The following is a 15,772-nucleotide window of genomic DNA, read 5'->3' as shown; positions in this document are numbered from 1 at the left end:
TCAGGCGTTGCCGACGGCCTCGCGCAGGTAGGCGAGGTCGTCGGCGAGGCCGTCCGCCGGGGTCTCCAAGATGACCGGGGCCTGCGCTGCGAGCACGACGGCCGCCAGCACCTCCGGGTCGATGGTGCCGTCGGTCAGGTTTGCGTGCCGGTCCCGCGCGGAGTTGAACTCGTCGCGGGAATTGTTCAGGTGCACCAGGTCGATGCGCCCGGTGATCGCCTTGATCCGCTCCACCACGCCGACCAGGTCCTCGCCACCGGCCCACGCGTGGCAGGTGTCGAGGCAGAATCCGGCGCCGAACTCGCCGACCTGGTCCCACAGCCGGGCGATGTCGTCGAACCGCCGGGCCATCGACGATTCCCCGCCCGCGGTGTTCTCGATCAGGATCGGCACCTCGAAGCCACCCTTGTCGGCCTGCCGTTCGAACAGCTTGCGCCAGTTGTCGAACCCCGCGGCGGGGTCCTCGCCGTCGCGGACGTGCCCGCCGTGCACGACAAGGCCGATCGCGCCGAGGTCCGCCGCGGCCTTCGCCTGATCCGCCACCGACTTGCGGGAGGGGATCCGGATCCGGTTGTTCAGGCTCGCCACGTTGATGACGTACGACGAGTGGACCACGACGTCGATCGCACTGTCGCGGATCTGCTCGGTCCTCGGATGCGGGGTCAGCTTGTTCCACTTCTGCGGATCGGTGAGGAACAGCTGCACCACCTCCGCGCCGAGCCGCTCACCTGCCCCGATGGGATCGTCGTCCTCGCGTACGTGTGCTCCGATTCGCATGGTTACCAGGGTAGGGCCTGGGTCGGACAGACGACTTCGAGAACCCCTTCTCGGCCGGTCTTCACCGCTCTAACCCAGTCGAAACGCGATGGGGTCGCCGGATCGCACCTCGGCGGCGGTGCGTCGGTTCTTTGACGAGCTGCCACCGATCGCCTCGCGTGATGGTTCGATGTGCCAAAAGATCAGGGTGGTCCCTGATGGCGCTCGCACATCGGCTCCGGCAAGACTGATGCGGTCGCAGTGTCAGCCCAGCCCCAGGACGAAAGGCAGTCATGAGCTCGCATGCCCTCGGCGCCGTAGCGGTGTCAACCGAAACGCCCGCCCCCACCCCCGTCGCGGCCCGCGCGCAGAACCTGAACAAGACGTACGGCTCGGGGGACACCCAGGTCCGGGCGCTGGACGGGGTGTCGGCCGATTTCGCGCGCGGCGAGTTCACCGCGATCATGGGGCCCTCGGGGTCCGGTAAGTCGACGCTGATGCACTGCCTGGCCGGGCTGGACTCCGCCACCTCGGGGTCGGTCATGATCGGGGACACCGAGCTGACGACCCTGTCCGACAAGCAGATGACGCAGCTGCGGCGCGACCGGATCGGTTTCGTCTTCCAGGCGTTCAACCTGGTTCCGACGCTCACGGCACTGGAGAACATCACCCTTCCGCTCGACATCGCGGGCCGAAAGGCCGATCCGTCCTGGCTCGACGACGTGCTCACCCGGCTCGGGCTCAAGGACCGGCTCGACCATCGGCCCAGCGAACTGTCCGGCGGTCAGCAACAGCGTGTCGCCTGCGCGCGGGCGCTGGCCGGTCAGCCGGAGATCATCTTCGGCGACGAGCCCACCGGCAACCTGGACTCGCGCTCCTCCGGCGAGGTGCTCGCCATCCTGCGGGCCGCGGTGGACGAGTTCGGCCAGACCGTCGTGATCGTCACGCATGATCCGCGGGCCGCGAGCTACGCGGACCGGGTGGTCTTCCTCGCCGACGGCCACATCGTCGACGAGTTGCGTGACCCGACCGCCGAGACCGTCCTCGACCGGATGAAGCGGCTCGACACCGTCGCCGTCGACGGACAGGGCTGAGACATGGCATCACCCATGCGCAAGGTGTCGCTGCGAAACCTCGCGGCGCACAAGGTCCGGCTCGCGCTGACCGTGCTCTCCGTCGTCCTCGGCACCGCATTCGTGGCCGGGTCGTTCGTGTTCACCGACACGCTGCAGAAGACCTTCGACGGGCTGTTCGCGGACGCGGCGAAGGGCGTCGACGTCAGGGTCAGCGGACTGGAGGAGGGGTCGAGCGGGGTACCGCTCACCGAGCTCCCGACGCTCGAGTCGGTCGACGGGGTGCGCGCGGTCGTGCCGGCCGTCGACGGCCCGATCGTGCTGCTCGGCGCCGACAAGAAGCCGCTGCAGTCCGGTGGTGCGCCCAGCATCGGGCTGTCCTACACCCCGCCGGAGCAGGCGCTCGGCGATCCCGATGTGATGGTCGCGGGGGCGCCGCCGGCCGCTCCGGGCCAGATCGCGCTCAACGAGGGCGCGGCACGCAAGGCCGGTCTCGCGGTGGGTGACCGGACCCAGGTGCTGGTGCCGACGAGCGGGGTCATCGACGTCACCGTCAGCGGGATCTACGAAACACCTTCCGACTCCGGTGGATTCGTCGGCGCGCAGTTCGACGGAGCGCAGGCGCGCGAGCTCTTCACCGACGGCAGCCACGTGGACTACATCGATGTAGCGGGCACCGGGGTCTCCCAGTCCGAGCTGCGCGACCGGGTCGCGGCCGCCCTCCCGGATCTCAAGGTGGACACCGGCGATCAGGTCCGCGAGGACGTGAAGGCGGAGGTGAACTCGGCGCTCAGCTTCATGAACTACTTCCTGCTCGCGTTCGGCGCGATCGCGCTGCTGGTCGGAACGTTCATCATCTACAACACCTTCTCGATGATCGTGGCCCAGCGGCTGCGCGAGCTCGCGCTGCTGCGGGCGATCGGCGCCAGCCGCAAGCAGGTGGGGCGCTCGGTGGTGCTCGAGGCGCTGATCGTCGGCCTCCTCGGTAGCGCGCTCGGCATCGCCGCGGGCGTCGGCCTCGCATACGGGCTGCGCGCGCTGCTCAACAGTTTCGATGTCGGGTTGCCTTCCGGGTCGTTGCAGCTGGAGCCGCGCACCGTCATCGTCGCGCTCGCCGTCGGGGTGCTCGTCACGGTGGTCAGTGCCTACGCGCCCGCGCGCCGGGCGGCCAAGGTGCCGCCGGTGGCGGCGATGCGGGAGGAGTTCTCCTCCACGGGTGACTCGCTGCGGGTGCGGACGTTGATCGGTGCGATCGCCGCGGTGGTCGGCGGCGTACTGCTGCTGGTCGGCTCGCGCGGCACGGGTGGCGGAGCGGCCACGACGGTCGGCCTCGGGGCGGCCGCGTTGATCGTCGCGGTCCTGCTCGCGGCGCCCGCGCTCTCGCGCCCGGTGGTGGGCGCGCTCGGCGCGGTGTTCGCCAAGCCGTTCGGTCCGGTGGGCCGGCTGGCCCGCACCAACGCCGTGCGCAACCCCCGTCGCACCGCGGCGACCGCGTTCGCGTTGACCCTCGGGCTGATGCTGGTGTCGGTGATCGGAGTGTTCGGCGCGTCCGCGAAGGAGAGTGTGAATTCCCTGGTGGACACCGGCGTCCGCGCCGACTACATCCTCGCAGGCCCGGACGCGATGGGTGTTCCTCTCGGGGCGGCGGCCGCCGCCAAGGAGGTGCCAGGGGTGGCGGATGCGGTCGAACTGCACGGCGTCGCGGTCAAGATCGACGACGAGCCACAGTTCGGCACCGCCCTCAGCGGACAGCTCGACGGTGTCCTCGACTACACCCTCGAGGAGGGTGCGGCCGAGCTGGCGGGCAACAACATGCTGATCTCTCGGACGACCGCCGACGAGAAGGGGTGGCGACTCGGTACGCCCGTCGTCCTGACCGACCGCGACGGCGAGCAGGTGACCACCAATGTCACCGGCATCTACGCCGACTCCCAGCTCCTCGGTGACTGGATGGTGCCCGAATCTGTGTACGAGCAGGTGACGCCGGCCGCGGTCAGGGCGGTCTGGGCGGTGCTGATCGAGGCCCAGCCCGGCGCCGACCTTGTGGCGATGCGCGGCGATCTGGCGGCGGCGACGGACAAGTTCCTCGTCGTGCAGGTCAAGGACCGCGAGGAGTTCAAGGGCAGTCAGGGCAAGCAGATCGACACCTTGCTGGCGGTGCTCTACGGGCTGCTCGCGTTGGCCATCGTGATCGCGATCCTCGGCATCATCAACACCCTCGCCCTCTCGGTGGTGGAGCGGCGCCGCGAGATCGGAATGCTCAGGGCCGTCGGCATGCAACGACCGCAGGTGCGCCGCACCATCTACCTGGAGTCGGTGCTCATCGCGGTCTTCGGTGCGGCGGTGGGAGTGCTGCTCGGACTCGCGTTCGGTTGGGGTTTCGTCAGCACGCTGGCGGATGAGGGTCTCGACGTGATCGCGGTGCCGTGGGGGCAGGTGGTGGCCATGCTGCTCGGCTCCGCGGTGGTCGGCGTGCTTGCCGCCCTGTGGCCGGCCGCGCGGGCCGCGCGCACCAAGCCGCTGGAGGCGATCGCCGGGGTGTGATCGCGCGTGCCGCCGGGCTGGTCGTCGACGTCAGTGCTCGATGTCGACGACCAGCCTGGTCGGGTCGCTCAGCGTGGACACCGTGAACGGATGCCCGCCGGACTCGAGCCCGATGAACGACTGGGTCGTCCCCTCGAACACCCCGGAGATCCGGGTCTCGGTGACCAGCTCGGAACCCTCGCCCGACAACGGATTCGGCCCGTCGTATTCGGCGATGCCCGTGTCGAACGGGTAGCCGCTCCCGGAGATGAGGACCTCGAGGATCGCATCGCCTGCCATCGGGATCACCTCCCCGCTGCCCTCCTGGACGGCGAGGTCGGCGTAGCGGACCGTCCAGCCGGGAACGCCGGTGCCGCCCAATTCGTAGACGACGCGGTCGTAGCCGTCGTGGCCGCCGACGCGCAGTCCGGTGACCGTGAGGCGCGCATCGGCTGACGCGTCGGCCCGCTGGGGGTCGGTGCTCCAGGCGGTGTTCGGGGTGGTCGACATGAGTGTGGCGCCCGACGCGGAGGTGGGGGAGTCGACCGGCGCCGCGGTGACCGACCCCGAGGTGGTCGCGAGGCCGTCGTTGCTGTCGCCGCAGCCGGTCAGCGCGAGCGCTCCGCCCACCGTGAGCACGCCGCAGAGCGCGACGAGCCGACTGCGGGGCGTGGTCGGCCGGTTCATGATTCCGGCATTTCGGAGGAGTGGTGGTTCACGATCAGCCATTTGCCGTCCCTCTTCTCGTACACGAATGTGTAACGGGCATCGACGAGCTCGGGGCCCTCGGGAGTGTTCAGGGTGAAGCGGTAGACGCCCGTGTCGATCGCGTTCTCCGCATCGAGCACGTTGACGACGGACTGCTCGATCACCGCGCTGGGCTTGCTGGGCAGGAAGCCGGTGAAATAGTCGATGATGCCCGCGCGGTCGGTGCGCACCACATTGGACACCGTCGGGAGGAGCACCGCGTCCGGGGCGTACAGGTCCGCGACGGCCTCGGGGTCGCCGGTCGCCAGCGTCTCGTTCCAGGTGTCGAACAACTCTGCGACCTGTTCCTGCGACGGCGGATCATCCTGCGCGACTCCCGAGATGGGGTCCGCGCATGCCGTGAGGGCCGCGATCGCGCCCGCGGTCAGTGCGATGGTTCGAACGGTGGGCTTGTGCATCGCGGCACCTGATTTCCTCGGTTGGCGTTCGACGGATTGGACGTTGCTACCTCACCACCAGATCGTGGTCGGTGGCGCTGAGGGTGATCGCGGCGATCTGCTTGCCCCGCATCCAGTCCCGGACGAAGCTCTCGAGCGCGGGATCGTCGCCGCGCGAGTAGAAGGCGTCGCGGGGGACCTCGACGGCGCCGACGAGATGGCGCGGTTCGGCGTCGAGGCCGGCGGCACGCGTGTCGAACAGTCGCAGTCCGTCGGCGGTGTGCAGCACCACCGGGATCTCGGTACCGTCGGGCGCGGTCACCGTCGCCGCCCTGCTCGTGGCCGCGGGGTCGAACTGCGACACCGAGATGCGGTAGCCCGACGGTGCGGCGTGCGATCCGACCGCGTCGAGTAGCCGTGGGTCGACCACCGAGTAGGGGAACCCGATGTCGATCAGGGTCTGACCGTCGATGCTGCCGTCCCGGGCGGGCAGGTTCCCCGACAGGTGCCACGGTGCGGGTGGGGCCAGGGTGTCGTTCGACCGGTCCGCCGACGGGTTGTCCACGGGGATGCCGAGGCGCGGGGCGTCCGTGCGGGTGAATTCCCAGGCGGGCGCGGTCAGGTCCTTGTGCCAGAACCCGGTGCCGCCGTCGCGGCGGCCCTCGACCCGCAGTTCACGCCTGCCCGGGCCCGGCCCGAGGGAATTGACGCTGATCGCCGAGGTGATCTCGCCGGGGACCTTGGGCTGATGGACCCAGTCGGGCGCGGGCAGCTGGATGGCGGCGGTGTTGCGATCGAGCAGTTCGGCGACGATGTTGGGGGCGGTGGGCTTGCCGGCCTGGCTGTCCCAGCTGTACCGGAAGAAGACCGAATCCGATCCCGATGAGTCGAAATCGAAACTGCGGGTGTACATGTCGCCGTACCTGTTCATCACGAACGTCGTCGACCCGGCCGCGGACAGCGAGATCGACTTGAACCGGCCACCGAGCGGGCCGCCGATCTCGTAGCTGTCGTCGTTCGGCAGCCACGGGTCGGCGAAGGTGATGCGGCTGCCGTCGCCGGTGAGCGCGGGGAGCATCGTCATCTTCCCCAGCCCCACATAGTGGATTCGCCCCGCGATGTCGGTGAAGGTCTGGTTGTCCCACGGGGAGGAGACGCTCAGTGCCCAACCGTTCCCGTTCTCGCCCGGAAGTTGTTGTCCAGGAGCGAACCACAGCGGCGAGCCCCACGCGGATGTCCAGTTCCACAGGATCGGGTCCTGCGAGGCGTTGTCCATCGTGTAGATCCAGCCGTTGTCGTCGATGGCCGCCAACTCGTCGTCGTCGAGTGAGATCCCGATCAGGCGGCCTCGCAGGCATTCGGGCATCGGGACGTAGCGCCACGGTTCGGCGTTGGTTCCGTCTGTCGCTCGGGGACGGGTGAGCAGGTCCCGGCCGACAAGCGCGAAATCGGAGAACCGGTTGAACTGCGTGGTCGGCGTGCGTAGTTCGACGCTGGCCGGGGCCGACTGCCCAGTGAACACCGGCAGGTTCGTCAACCCGAGCCTGCCGCCGCCGGACGGTGCCCCCGGCGGCAGCTGGGCGGTCCCGAACGGTACGCAGGCGGCGGGCTGGCTCGGCGGCGTCGCGGCCGCGGCGACCGGGACCGGCCACAACAGGCCGACCGCGGCGATGCCCCACAACCGCAGCAGCGACGGGCGAATCCGGCGTCTGTTTCCACGTTCGGGTGGTTGCCTCACCCTAAGAGTTTCGCACCTGGTCCCGGGAAGTAGTGGCAATGGTCGCGGGCGGGCCTGTCCGGCTCTTGGCGTGCCGGGGCAGCAGTTCGACCCCGTTGATGGTGTGCACGGTCCACCGCTGCCCGTCGTGGCTGATGGTGCTGATGCCGGCGTTGCGAATCCGCGGTGAGCGAGCCGAGTGGACGGCGTCGAGGACCGCGCGGATGACCCCACCGTGCGTGACCGCGATGATCGCAGACCCGGGGTGGTGTCGGGCCAGGTCGTCGATGGCGCGAAGCCCGCGCTGCGCCACCGCGGGCTTCGGTTCGATATCCGGATAGCGGCCGTGCGGCCAACGGTCGTAGGCCTCGTAGTCGGTGATGCCCTCGGCCTCGCCGAGATGGCGTTCGGCCAGGTCGTGGTACGCGGCCGAGGGCTTGATGCCGAGCCGTGCGCCGATGATGTCTGCGGTCTCGGTCGCGCGCGACAGCGGCGAGCTGACCAGTAGATCCCAGGTCTGGTCAGCCAGCGCGTCGGCGGCCCTGCTCGCCTGTGCGCGGCCGGTGTCGTTGAGTGGGATGTCGGAAGAGCCCTGCAAGCGGCGTTGTGCGTTCCACTCGGTCTCGCCGTGCCGAATCAGCGCCAGGTAGGTCATGGTCGCCGCAGACTAACACCGGGCGGGGACGAGCGGTGCTGCGCGACTGGGTGATTCGACGGCACGTGTGCCCTCCGCTCGACATGGAGGGCACACGGCCGGCCGAACTCAGTTTTCGCAGGCGATTCCGTCGTTGTCCCTATCGAGGTGGGCGGCGTAGCCGGCCTCGCCCCGATAGAGCGGCGCCGCGCCGGCATTGCGGACCTCGGTGCAGTTCTTGTACGTCCGGTTCGGCTTCGCCGGCGCAGGGGGAGCAGGAGCGGGCGGCACGAACCGGGGCGCCGGCGCCGGCGCCGGTGCGGGTGCCGGTGCGGGGAACGGCGGCGGGGGAAGCAACGGGAGCAGGGGTTGGGCGGCGTCGGCGGATCCGCTGGTGATCATGGCTGCAACTTCGGGCGGCAGATACTCGGACAGTGTTGCCGCAGATGCGGCGGTCGGTGCGACCAATACCGCTGCGCACCCGAGTATCCCGACAGTGAGCCGTCGAACCATCATCGATCCTTCTCCATTTCATGAATTGTGAGAACTTGCACCATAGCGGACAAATCGGTCGGTTCTTCGGGAAGTCGGCGTGCGCAGCACCCGTCTGCCGTGTCGAAGCGTCCCGCCTCGATTTCTGGAACAGTGGAGTCCTGGAACTCGAGGAGGCTCGATGTCGGATGACCCGCAGGTCCCGGGCGATTACGAGACCGCGGCGCAACGCCGCGAGCGCATCTCGCTGCAGGTGCGACGGTGGAGCGAGGGCGCGTGGGTCGAGGCCCGGCTGCCGGTGCTGTCCGACGAGGCCGCCGTGCTGATCGCGGCGGGGCACGTCGACGTCGCCACGCGCGAGATCCTGGCCGAGCGGCGGCGGACGGGCCGGACCATCCCGTCGATCGGGGGCTTCGGTGCGCTCCGACGGCTCACCGACGAGCAGGCCCGGCTCGCGGGTCGGGCTGCGGAGCTGCGGCCGGGGCCCGTGCAGGCCGTGTTCACCTTCCGGGCCGCCGAGGTCGCCAAGCGGCTCGATCACCTGCGGTCGGCGCTGGTGCTCTCTACCACGCACTACGCGAGCGGGGTGCGTGCGATCCGGCGGGAGAGACGCGACGGGGTGCACCTGGAACCCGCCCAGCGGGAGGCGCTGTTCGCTGCGCTGCAACGGACCCCGGTGCCCGTCGCCTCGGGCGATCGCCCCGTCGATCAGGTGCGGAACGCGACCCTCGGCGCCGCAGCGGAGCGCGTCGCCGCGCTCACCGAGAGCACGCCGCTGGCCGGCTTCGGTCGCCGGGCCGCCGAGGCCCTCGCCCAGGGCGCCGCACCCGAGGGCGAGCGGTTCACTGACCGGTACGACACCCTGCTCTACCTGGCGGGCACGCTGTACGACCGGATCGACGGGTCGTCGGCCTGGCATTCGGAGCACTTCCTCATCCAGCGTGCCCAGCTGGACCTGGCGGACGAGCTGATCCAGATCGCGGCCGACACCGTGGCGCTGCGGGGGATCGGCGCCGAGCTCGCCGCGGCCATGCGGTCCACACGGGGCGAGGGTGCCCGCGCCCAGATCACGGCGCGGCAGACAGCGCTGGCGCCCGTGTGGCATCAGCTGGTCGAACGGGTCGCGGCGCTGGCCCGCATCGGCGACCTGCTCTCCCAGGCGGAGGAGCAGTTGCAGGCCATCGCCGCGGTGCAGCGGACGATGAGCCTCGATTCGAGGATCGACGACCTCATCGCGCGCTCGGGCAGCCGGGAACTCTCGGCGGAGAACACCCATCACGTCGGCGACCAGTTCGGTGGGGTCGAGGAGCTGATGGGGACGTATCAGAGCGTCCTGTACCGCGACATCCTGGCGCTGACGTCGCGCGCGGAACCGGGCCGCGGGCGGGACTGACCGTCAGGCCGTGGCCGCGACGAGGCGAAGGGCCAGTTCGGAATACAGGTCCGCGACCCGATCCGGTTCGGTGAAGCCGCCACCGGGGAACCATCGGCAGACGTCGACGCAGAGCGAGGTGATCGCGAGGGTCACGCCCTCGACGTCCGGCACGACGAACGAGCCGTCCGCGGCGCCCGCCTTGACGATCCGCTTGACGATCCGGTTCACGTCGCGGCGGAGGCCGATGATCGTGTGGTAGTGCTCGGGTGAGAGCGCGGTCAGCTCGTACTGCACCACCCGTCCGCGGGCGTGGTGCGTTGCATGCCACCGGGTGAAGGCGCCGACGACCGCGCGCAGCCGCTCGGTGGGTGGCGAGTCGACGGGATCGGCGTCGGTGAGCAGTTCGACGCACCGCTGGTGGCCCTCGTAGCTGATCGCGTAGAGCAGCTCTTCCTTGGACTTGTAATGCGGGTACATCGCGGCGGGGCTCAGGCCGAGGCGGGCGGCGATGTCGCGGGTGGTGGTCCCCCCGTAGCCGTTCTCGGCGAAGGCCTCCACGGCCGCGGCCCGGATCCGCGCGGCGGCCTTGGAGCTGCTCACCACGCCGGGTGTCTCGGCCGCCACCGATTCGCTCACCTTCGCCTCCGCTTCACGTTCTCGACCTTGACAACTCCCGCCAACGGGACAAGTATAAGCATGCGCTTAGGAAATGAGCGTGCGCTTAGTTCTGCGGTGCGCGCTCTCGGCTCGCCCCGTCCGCTTCGGCCGGCCGGGGTTCGGCGATCTGACACAGAAAGCACACAATGAACCTGAAACTCACCGACGAGGAACTCGCCTTTCGCGACGAGATGCGCACGTTCTTCACCACCCAGATCCCGGCCGACATCCGTGAGCGCGCCGCGCGTGGCGGTGAGCTGACCGCCGAGGATTTCAAGACCACCCAGGCGATCCTCAACGCCAACGGGCTCGCCGTGCCGAACTGGCCGGTCGAGTGGGGCGGCCGCGACTGGACGCCGGTACAGCGTCACCTGTGGCTGGACGAGATGCAGCTGGCCTCGGTGCCGGACCCGCTGGCGTTCAACGCCGACATGGTCGGACCGGTCATCGCGGCCTTCGGTTCGCAGGAGCAGAAGGAGAAGTTCCTGCCCGCGACCGCGAACCTCGACATCTGGTGGTGCCAGGGCTTCTCCGAGCCGGAGGCGGGCTCCGACCTGGCCTCGCTCAAGACCCGTGCCGTCCGCGACGGCGACGACTACATCGTCAACGGCCAGAAGACCTGGACCACGCTGGCGCAGCACGCGGACTGGATCTTCTGCCTGGTCCGGACCGACCCCAATGCCCCGAAGCGGCAGGCAGGCATCTCGTTCCTGCTCATCGACATGAAGACCCCCGGCGTCACCGTCCGCCCGATCAAGCTGATCGACGGCAGCTACGAGGTCAACGAGGTGTGGTTCGAGGACGTCCGCGTCCCGGCCGAGAACCTCGTCGGCGAGGAGAACGCCGGCTGGGGATACGCGAAGTTCCTGCTCGGCAACGAGCGCACCGGCGTCACCCGGGTCGGCACCTCCAAGGTGCGCCTGGCACGGGCCAAGGAGCTGGCGGCTCAGACCAAGGTCGGCGACGGCACGCTGCTGCAGGACCCGCTGTTCGCGGCGCGCCTCGCGGAGCTGGAGAACGAGCTGCTCGCGCTCGAGCTGACCCAGCTGCGGGTGGTCGCGGGCTCGGCGGACGGCAAGCCCAACCCGGCGTCGTCGTTGCTCAAGCTGCGCGGCTCGGAGCTGCAGCAGGCCACCACCGAGATTCTCATGGACGTCGCCGGCCCCGATTCGCTGCCGTTCGGCGCGGCCGACATCGAGTCGCCGTCCTGGGCGCAGCACGCCGCCCCGACCTACCTGAACTACCGAAAGGTATCCATCTACAGCGGATCGAGCGAGGTGCAGCGCACCATCATTGCCTCCTCGATCCTCGGATTGTGAGGCGCCGCAATGGACTTCGAACTCAATGACGAACAGGTCATGCTGCGCGACACGACCCGTGAGCTGCTCGGTCGCAGCTACGACGCCGAGAAGCGCAACGCCGTCACCGCCACCGACCTCGGCTGGAGCCGGGACGTGTGGAAGAGCTTCGCCGAGATCGGCCTGCTCGGTCTGCCGTTCGCCGAGGAGGACGGCGGGATGGGCGCAGGACCGGTCGAGACGATGGCCGTGATGAACGAGATCGGCCGCGCGCTGGCGCCGGAGCCGTACCTCGCCGTCCTGCTCGCCGGTGGGTTGATCGCCGACGCGGGCTCGGCCGACCAGCGTGCGCGCTACCTGCCTCGGGTCGCCGAGGGCACCGTGCTGCTGGCGTTCGCGCACGCCGAACCCGGTAGCCGCTGGCCCGCGAGCGTGGTCTCGACGACTGCCACCGCGCGGGGCGACGGCTGGGTCCTCACCGGGCGCAAGAACCCGGTGCTGCACGGCGACTGCGCCGACACCCTGGTCGTCAGCGCGACCCTGCCCGGCGGGGGAGTTGGCCTGTTCCTGGTCGACGCGGCCGCCGAGGGCGTGACGCGGCGTGGCTACGCCACCCACGACGGCTTGCGCGGCGCCCAGATCGAGTTCGCCGACGCACCTGCCGAGCAGCTCGGTGACGGCGGCGACGTCACCGCCGCGATCACCGCGTCCGAGGTGCGGGCGCAGGCCGCGCTGTGTGCAGAGGCCGTGGGTGCGATGGCGGAGACGCTGCGGCTGACCACGGAGTACCTCAAGCAGCGCAAGCAGTTCGGTGTTCCGCTTGCGAAGTTCCAGACCCTGACGCAGCGCGCGGCGGACATGTACGTCTCGCTGGAATTGGCGAGCAGCATGAGCCTGTACGCCACGATGTCCCTTGCGGACGGCGTGAAGGACCCGACGATCGCCTCGCGGGCCAAGCTGCAGATCGGGCGGGCCTCGCGGCACATCGGTCAGGAGGCCATCCAGATGCACGGTGGCATCGGCATGACCGCCGAGTACCCGGTGGGGCACTACGTCTCCCGGCTCGTCGCGATCGAGCACACACTGGGCAGCGCCGACGACCACCTGCGCGTGCTGGCGGGCACCGTCGCCGACCACGAGATGGTCAACGTCTCGCAGTAACCCGTAACGTCCGAGAGCCCCGACGACCCGTGCGGTCGGCGGGGCTCTCGGACGTCGGGGGTCAGCGGCTGAGCGTGGTGCGCATCATCATCACGTTGTAGTCGGACCAGGTCGTGGCCAGGAAGTACAGGTTCTCGCCCTCCGACCAGGGATGCATGTACGCGCCGTACAGGCCGGGCACTGTCGCGCCGCTGATCAGCGTTTCCGGTGCACTCCACGGCCCGGTCAGCACCGGCGCGGTCCGCATGACCAGCCCGTTCGATTCGTTGGAGTACAGCGCGATGAACTTGCCCAGGTAGGCGTTGTACTGGACCGACAGCTCGCTGACCCTGCCGTCCAGCACCGGCACCGCGACCGCCGGGTTGCCCACCACCCAGCGAGCGCCGTCCCAGTACTCATAGCCGGCGACGTTCAGGATCGAGGCTTCCGGGGTGCGGGAGAGCCGGGCCTGCCCGGAACGACCCGACGGGGTGCCGAAGTTGTAGATGAAGCCGTCGTGCTTGACGAAGGCGCCCATCTGGAAATTCTGATTTCCCGTCGCCGGGAGATTCGCCCGGGAGAGGGCGTCGTCGAGGACGTTCAGTCGCACCGATTCCGGCCGCGGCGTCCAGGTCTCGCCATTGTCTGTGGAGGTTGCGATCTGGGAGTAATTGGTGACCCATTCGCCGGGCGCCGCCCAGCTGCGGATGGACATGTAATTGATGTACTGCACCCCGTTGACGGAGATTCCGGTGGTCGGGATGACGGTGTGCTCGATGCCGGGGATCTTCTTGCTCGGGAGGAATTCCTTCGAGTGGTTCGGTCGGTCCAGCGGCGAGCTGTCGATGCTCATCCCGTCGCCGAGTTCGCGGTCGGAGCTGCGGAAGAGCACGTTGCTCCGCCAGTCGCCCACCAGCCCTTCGCACAGGGGAGCCTGGCTGAGCCCAGTGGTGTCGCCGAACGCGGTGAGGACCTGGCCCGCGCCGTTGTCCCACATGATGCCGAGATCGGTGCCGACCACGTTGAACCGCCGCGCGGTGTCGTTGGGGCCGTTCATACCGGTGACATGCTCGATCGCCCGGGTCTTGCCCTTCAGGTTGGGGAGCCGCCCGTCCTGGCCGTTCAACCACGGGATCGGGTTGCCCGCGCCGCCCGTGCTTCCGAACCCGCTGCTCCCGCCGCTGCCGGTACCGCCGCAGAACAGATCCGCCGCCCCGGCGGGAGCGCCGATGGCGAGTACCGCGGTCGACGCCACGGTCGCGGCGAGGGACAGCATCAGGTACTTGGGGGTCCGGGTCATCGGTTGGGCCTTCCCTCTCGATTCTGTTTAACGGCCGAACTTCAATCGCGGCCGCTGACAATCTAACGAAGCGGGAGAAAAGCGGTCGTGCCCTTGGATAACCGTTCGGACAAGACTTCCGAATTGCCTGCGAGGTAGGCGAAGGTCTCGATTTGGATAACGGCGCCGCGCCTATCGGGATTGTCTGCCACGTGCCGCTAGCGTTTCGTGCGGAAATGCGGCTCAGGAGTCTTACGCACCCGAGAGGCGTAATTCTCGACGAAGCAGATACCAAGACGGTGGCTCGCGTGCGGGCGCCGAAGAACCTCCGAGTAGGTGTTCGAGCATGACCACAATCGCCCCTCCCGCCCTCAAGACCCTCAGTGTCTGTGTCTTTGTGACCGGGCTCGTCGGCGCCGCCATCGGCATCTACGGCCTGGATGTCGAGGTCGCGGTGCTGTGGCTCATCGTCGCGTCCGTCTCCGGGCTCTACCTGCTGAAGCTGCGGGCGGAGTCGCACGGTCGGCTCGAGCGCCCCGCGCGCTCCCGTCGCACCATTGCCTAGTCGCCCACGTGAAGGTGCACGCACCTGGCCTCGTGTGATGCGAACGGTGGGCGTTGACCTCGCGGCGGAGCCGGGGAAGACGGCGGTTGCGGTGATCGCGTGGTCCGAGGGCGCGGCGAGTGTCGAGAGCCTGCGGCTCGGCGTCGGCAACGCGGAGATCCTCGAGGCCGGACGCGGCGCCGAGCGAACCGGGATCGACTCGCCCTTCGGGTGGCCCGAGGCGTTCGTTCGGTTCCTGAACGAACACGACGCAGGCACCCTCTCGGGCACCAACAAACTGGAGAGCAGGGACGGCCGCAGGCCGCTGGCGATGAGACACACCGACCTCGTCGTCCGTGCGTCGACAGGGCTGTCCCCGCTCAGCGTCTCCGCCGATCGCATCGCGCACGTTGCGTTTCGCTGCGCGGGCCTGCTCGCCGAGCTTCGAGAGAGTGGTGTCGAGGCCGGCCGGGTCTCGGGACGCGCGGTCGAGGTGTACCCGGCCGCTGCGCTACTCGGGTGGGGTCTGCCTGCACGTGGCTACAAGGGACTGGCGAACAGGGCGGCACTCACCCAACTCGTGACCGGCTTCGGTGAGGCGGCGCCGTGGCTGGACCTCGGAGCGGGGGAGCGCTTGTGTCGGGAATCCGACGACGCCTTCGACGCGGTGGTGGCCGCCGTCGTGGCCCGCGCGGCGTCACTCGGCAAGACGACGCTGCCCGATGACGAGGATCGGGCGGTGGCGGAGCGGGAGGGGTGGATTCACCTGCCGAATTCGCCGCTGGAAACGCTCCGCGGCACCCGAATCTGACGACCGAATGCCGATTACCGCTTCCGACCAGGCGTTTTGGTGTTCTGAGGTTTGTCGCGTAACTTTTGTCGAGTCAGAGCGACACGGACACCGACCCGGCCGAGAGGCGCGGGACACGAGGTTGGACGTAGGCGCCAGACAATCCTAGAAGGTGTAGCCGGTTTCGATCGGTTCTTCTTCGACTGCCTTCTTGGTGTGGCGGGGCCGGTTTTGACCGGGTCTGCTCGGTGAGATAGGCTGGAACAGTTGCCCCGGAGCGGCCGAGAACGTGTTTCTTGGTGGTGATGGTGTGTGCGTGTTCTTTGAGAACTCAACAGTGTGCCGATGA

At 69.1% G+C, this 15,772-nt stretch carries 16 protein-coding genes; 7 read left to right on the top strand and 9 right to left on the bottom strand.

Translation table 11 applies throughout. The annotated features are described in order from the left end of the window. Complete coding sequence (locus ACWFRB_RS06950) at window positions 1–777, bottom strand: deoxyribonuclease IV (RefSeq protein WP_452639780.1); 777 nt, start codon at window positions 775–777, stop codon at window positions 1–3. A gap of 272 nt (window positions 778–1,049) precedes the next feature. On the opposite strand from ACWFRB_RS06950, the gene ACWFRB_RS06945 reads away from it, so the two are divergent. Beyond that, window positions 1,050–1,850, top strand: a complete 801-nt coding sequence (locus tag ACWFRB_RS06945) for an ABC transporter ATP-binding protein (RefSeq protein ID WP_452639778.1) — start codon at window positions 1,050–1,052, stop codon at window positions 1,848–1,850. Window positions 1,851–1,865: 15 nt separating this feature from the next. Next, complete coding sequence (locus ACWFRB_RS06940; RefSeq protein WP_452639937.1) at window positions 1,866–4,373, top strand: ABC transporter permease; 2,508 nt, start codon at window positions 1,866–1,868, stop codon at window positions 4,371–4,373. 30 nt (window positions 4,374–4,403) lie between these two features. Here the strand turns inward: ACWFRB_RS06940 and ACWFRB_RS06935 are convergent, their stop codons facing one another. The 5 genes from ACWFRB_RS06935 to ACWFRB_RS06915 form a co-directional block, all read right to left on the bottom strand. Then, complete coding sequence (locus ACWFRB_RS06935) at window positions 4,404–5,039, bottom strand: AMIN-like domain-containing (lipo)protein (protein ID WP_452639777.1); 636 nt, start codon at window positions 5,037–5,039, stop codon at window positions 4,404–4,406. After that, window positions 5,036–5,518, bottom strand: coding sequence for an SgcJ/EcaC family oxidoreductase (locus ACWFRB_RS06930; RefSeq protein WP_452639776.1), 483 nt, complete (start codon window positions 5,516–5,518; stop codon window positions 5,036–5,038). The genes ACWFRB_RS06935 and ACWFRB_RS06930 overlap by 4 nt, the downstream gene beginning before the upstream one ends. A gap of 46 nt (window positions 5,519–5,564) precedes the next feature. Continuing rightward, entirely contained in the window at window positions 5,565–7,151 is a 1,587-nt protein-coding gene (locus ACWFRB_RS06925; protein ID WP_452639935.1) for a hypothetical protein, read from the bottom strand. A gap of 85 nt (window positions 7,152–7,236) precedes the next feature. After that, a complete protein-coding gene (locus ACWFRB_RS06920; protein WP_452639775.1) occupies window positions 7,237–7,869 on the bottom strand; it encodes a histidine phosphatase family protein in 633 nt (210 codons plus the stop codon). Between the two features lie 108 nt (window positions 7,870–7,977). Continuing rightward, window positions 7,978–8,364, bottom strand: a complete 387-nt coding sequence (locus tag ACWFRB_RS06915) for an excalibur calcium-binding domain-containing protein (RefSeq protein ID WP_452639773.1) — start codon at window positions 8,362–8,364, stop codon at window positions 7,978–7,980. Between the two features lie 157 nt (window positions 8,365–8,521). On the opposite strand from ACWFRB_RS06915, the gene ACWFRB_RS06910 reads away from it, so the two are divergent. Then, window positions 8,522–9,733, top strand: a complete 1,212-nt coding sequence (locus tag ACWFRB_RS06910) for a hypothetical protein (protein WP_452639772.1) — start codon at window positions 8,522–8,524, stop codon at window positions 9,731–9,733. A gap of 3 nt (window positions 9,734–9,736) precedes the next feature. On the opposite strand, the gene ACWFRB_RS06905 is transcribed toward ACWFRB_RS06910, so the two are convergent. Then, window positions 9,737–10,351 (bottom strand): TetR/AcrR family transcriptional regulator, encoded by a 615-nt coding sequence (locus ACWFRB_RS06905; protein ID WP_452639770.1) that lies wholly within the window; start codon window positions 10,349–10,351, stop codon window positions 9,737–9,739. Between the two features lie 167 nt (window positions 10,352–10,518). Here ACWFRB_RS06905 and ACWFRB_RS06900 point away from each other — a divergent pair, with 167 nt between their 5' ends. After that, window positions 10,519–11,691 carry an acyl-CoA dehydrogenase family protein gene (locus ACWFRB_RS06900; protein WP_452639769.1) on the top strand — a complete coding sequence of 391 codons (1,173 nt, stop codon included), beginning with the start codon at window positions 10,519–10,521 and terminating at the stop codon, window positions 11,689–11,691. Window positions 11,692–11,700: 9 nt separating this feature from the next. Then, window positions 11,701–12,831: an acyl-CoA dehydrogenase family protein gene (locus ACWFRB_RS06895; protein ID WP_452639768.1), complete on the top strand. Its 1,131-nt coding sequence runs from the start codon at window positions 11,701–11,703 to the stop codon at window positions 12,829–12,831. A 61-nt stretch (window positions 12,832–12,892) separates the two neighbouring features. Here the strand turns inward: ACWFRB_RS06895 and ACWFRB_RS06890 are convergent, their stop codons facing one another. Further along, entirely contained in the window at window positions 12,893–14,110 is a 1,218-nt protein-coding gene (locus ACWFRB_RS06890) for a DUF4185 domain-containing protein (RefSeq protein ID WP_452639767.1), read from the bottom strand. Between the two features lie 325 nt (window positions 14,111–14,435). Here ACWFRB_RS06890 and ACWFRB_RS06885 point away from each other — a divergent pair, with 325 nt between their 5' ends. Both ACWFRB_RS06885 and ACWFRB_RS06880 read left to right on the top strand, forming a co-directional pair. Further along, window positions 14,436–14,654, top strand: coding sequence for a hypothetical protein (locus ACWFRB_RS06885; RefSeq protein ID WP_452639765.1), 219 nt, complete (start codon window positions 14,436–14,438; stop codon window positions 14,652–14,654). Between the two features lie 37 nt (window positions 14,655–14,691). Beyond that, window positions 14,692–15,444 carry a DUF429 domain-containing protein gene (locus tag ACWFRB_RS06880; protein WP_452639764.1) on the top strand — a complete coding sequence of 251 codons (753 nt, stop codon included), beginning with the start codon at window positions 14,692–14,694 and terminating at the stop codon, window positions 15,442–15,444. 144 nt (window positions 15,445–15,588) lie between these two features. Here the strand turns inward: ACWFRB_RS06880 and ACWFRB_RS06875 are convergent. Continuing rightward, on the bottom strand, window positions 15,589–15,772 hold a 184-nt coding region (locus tag ACWFRB_RS06875), incomplete at its 5' end, for a hypothetical protein (protein WP_452639763.1).

The organism is Rhodococcus sp. NPDC055112, assembly GCF_053607505.1.
The sequence above is the reverse complement of the archived record's forward strand: the minus strand, read 5'-3'. Positions and strand labels throughout refer to the sequence as shown.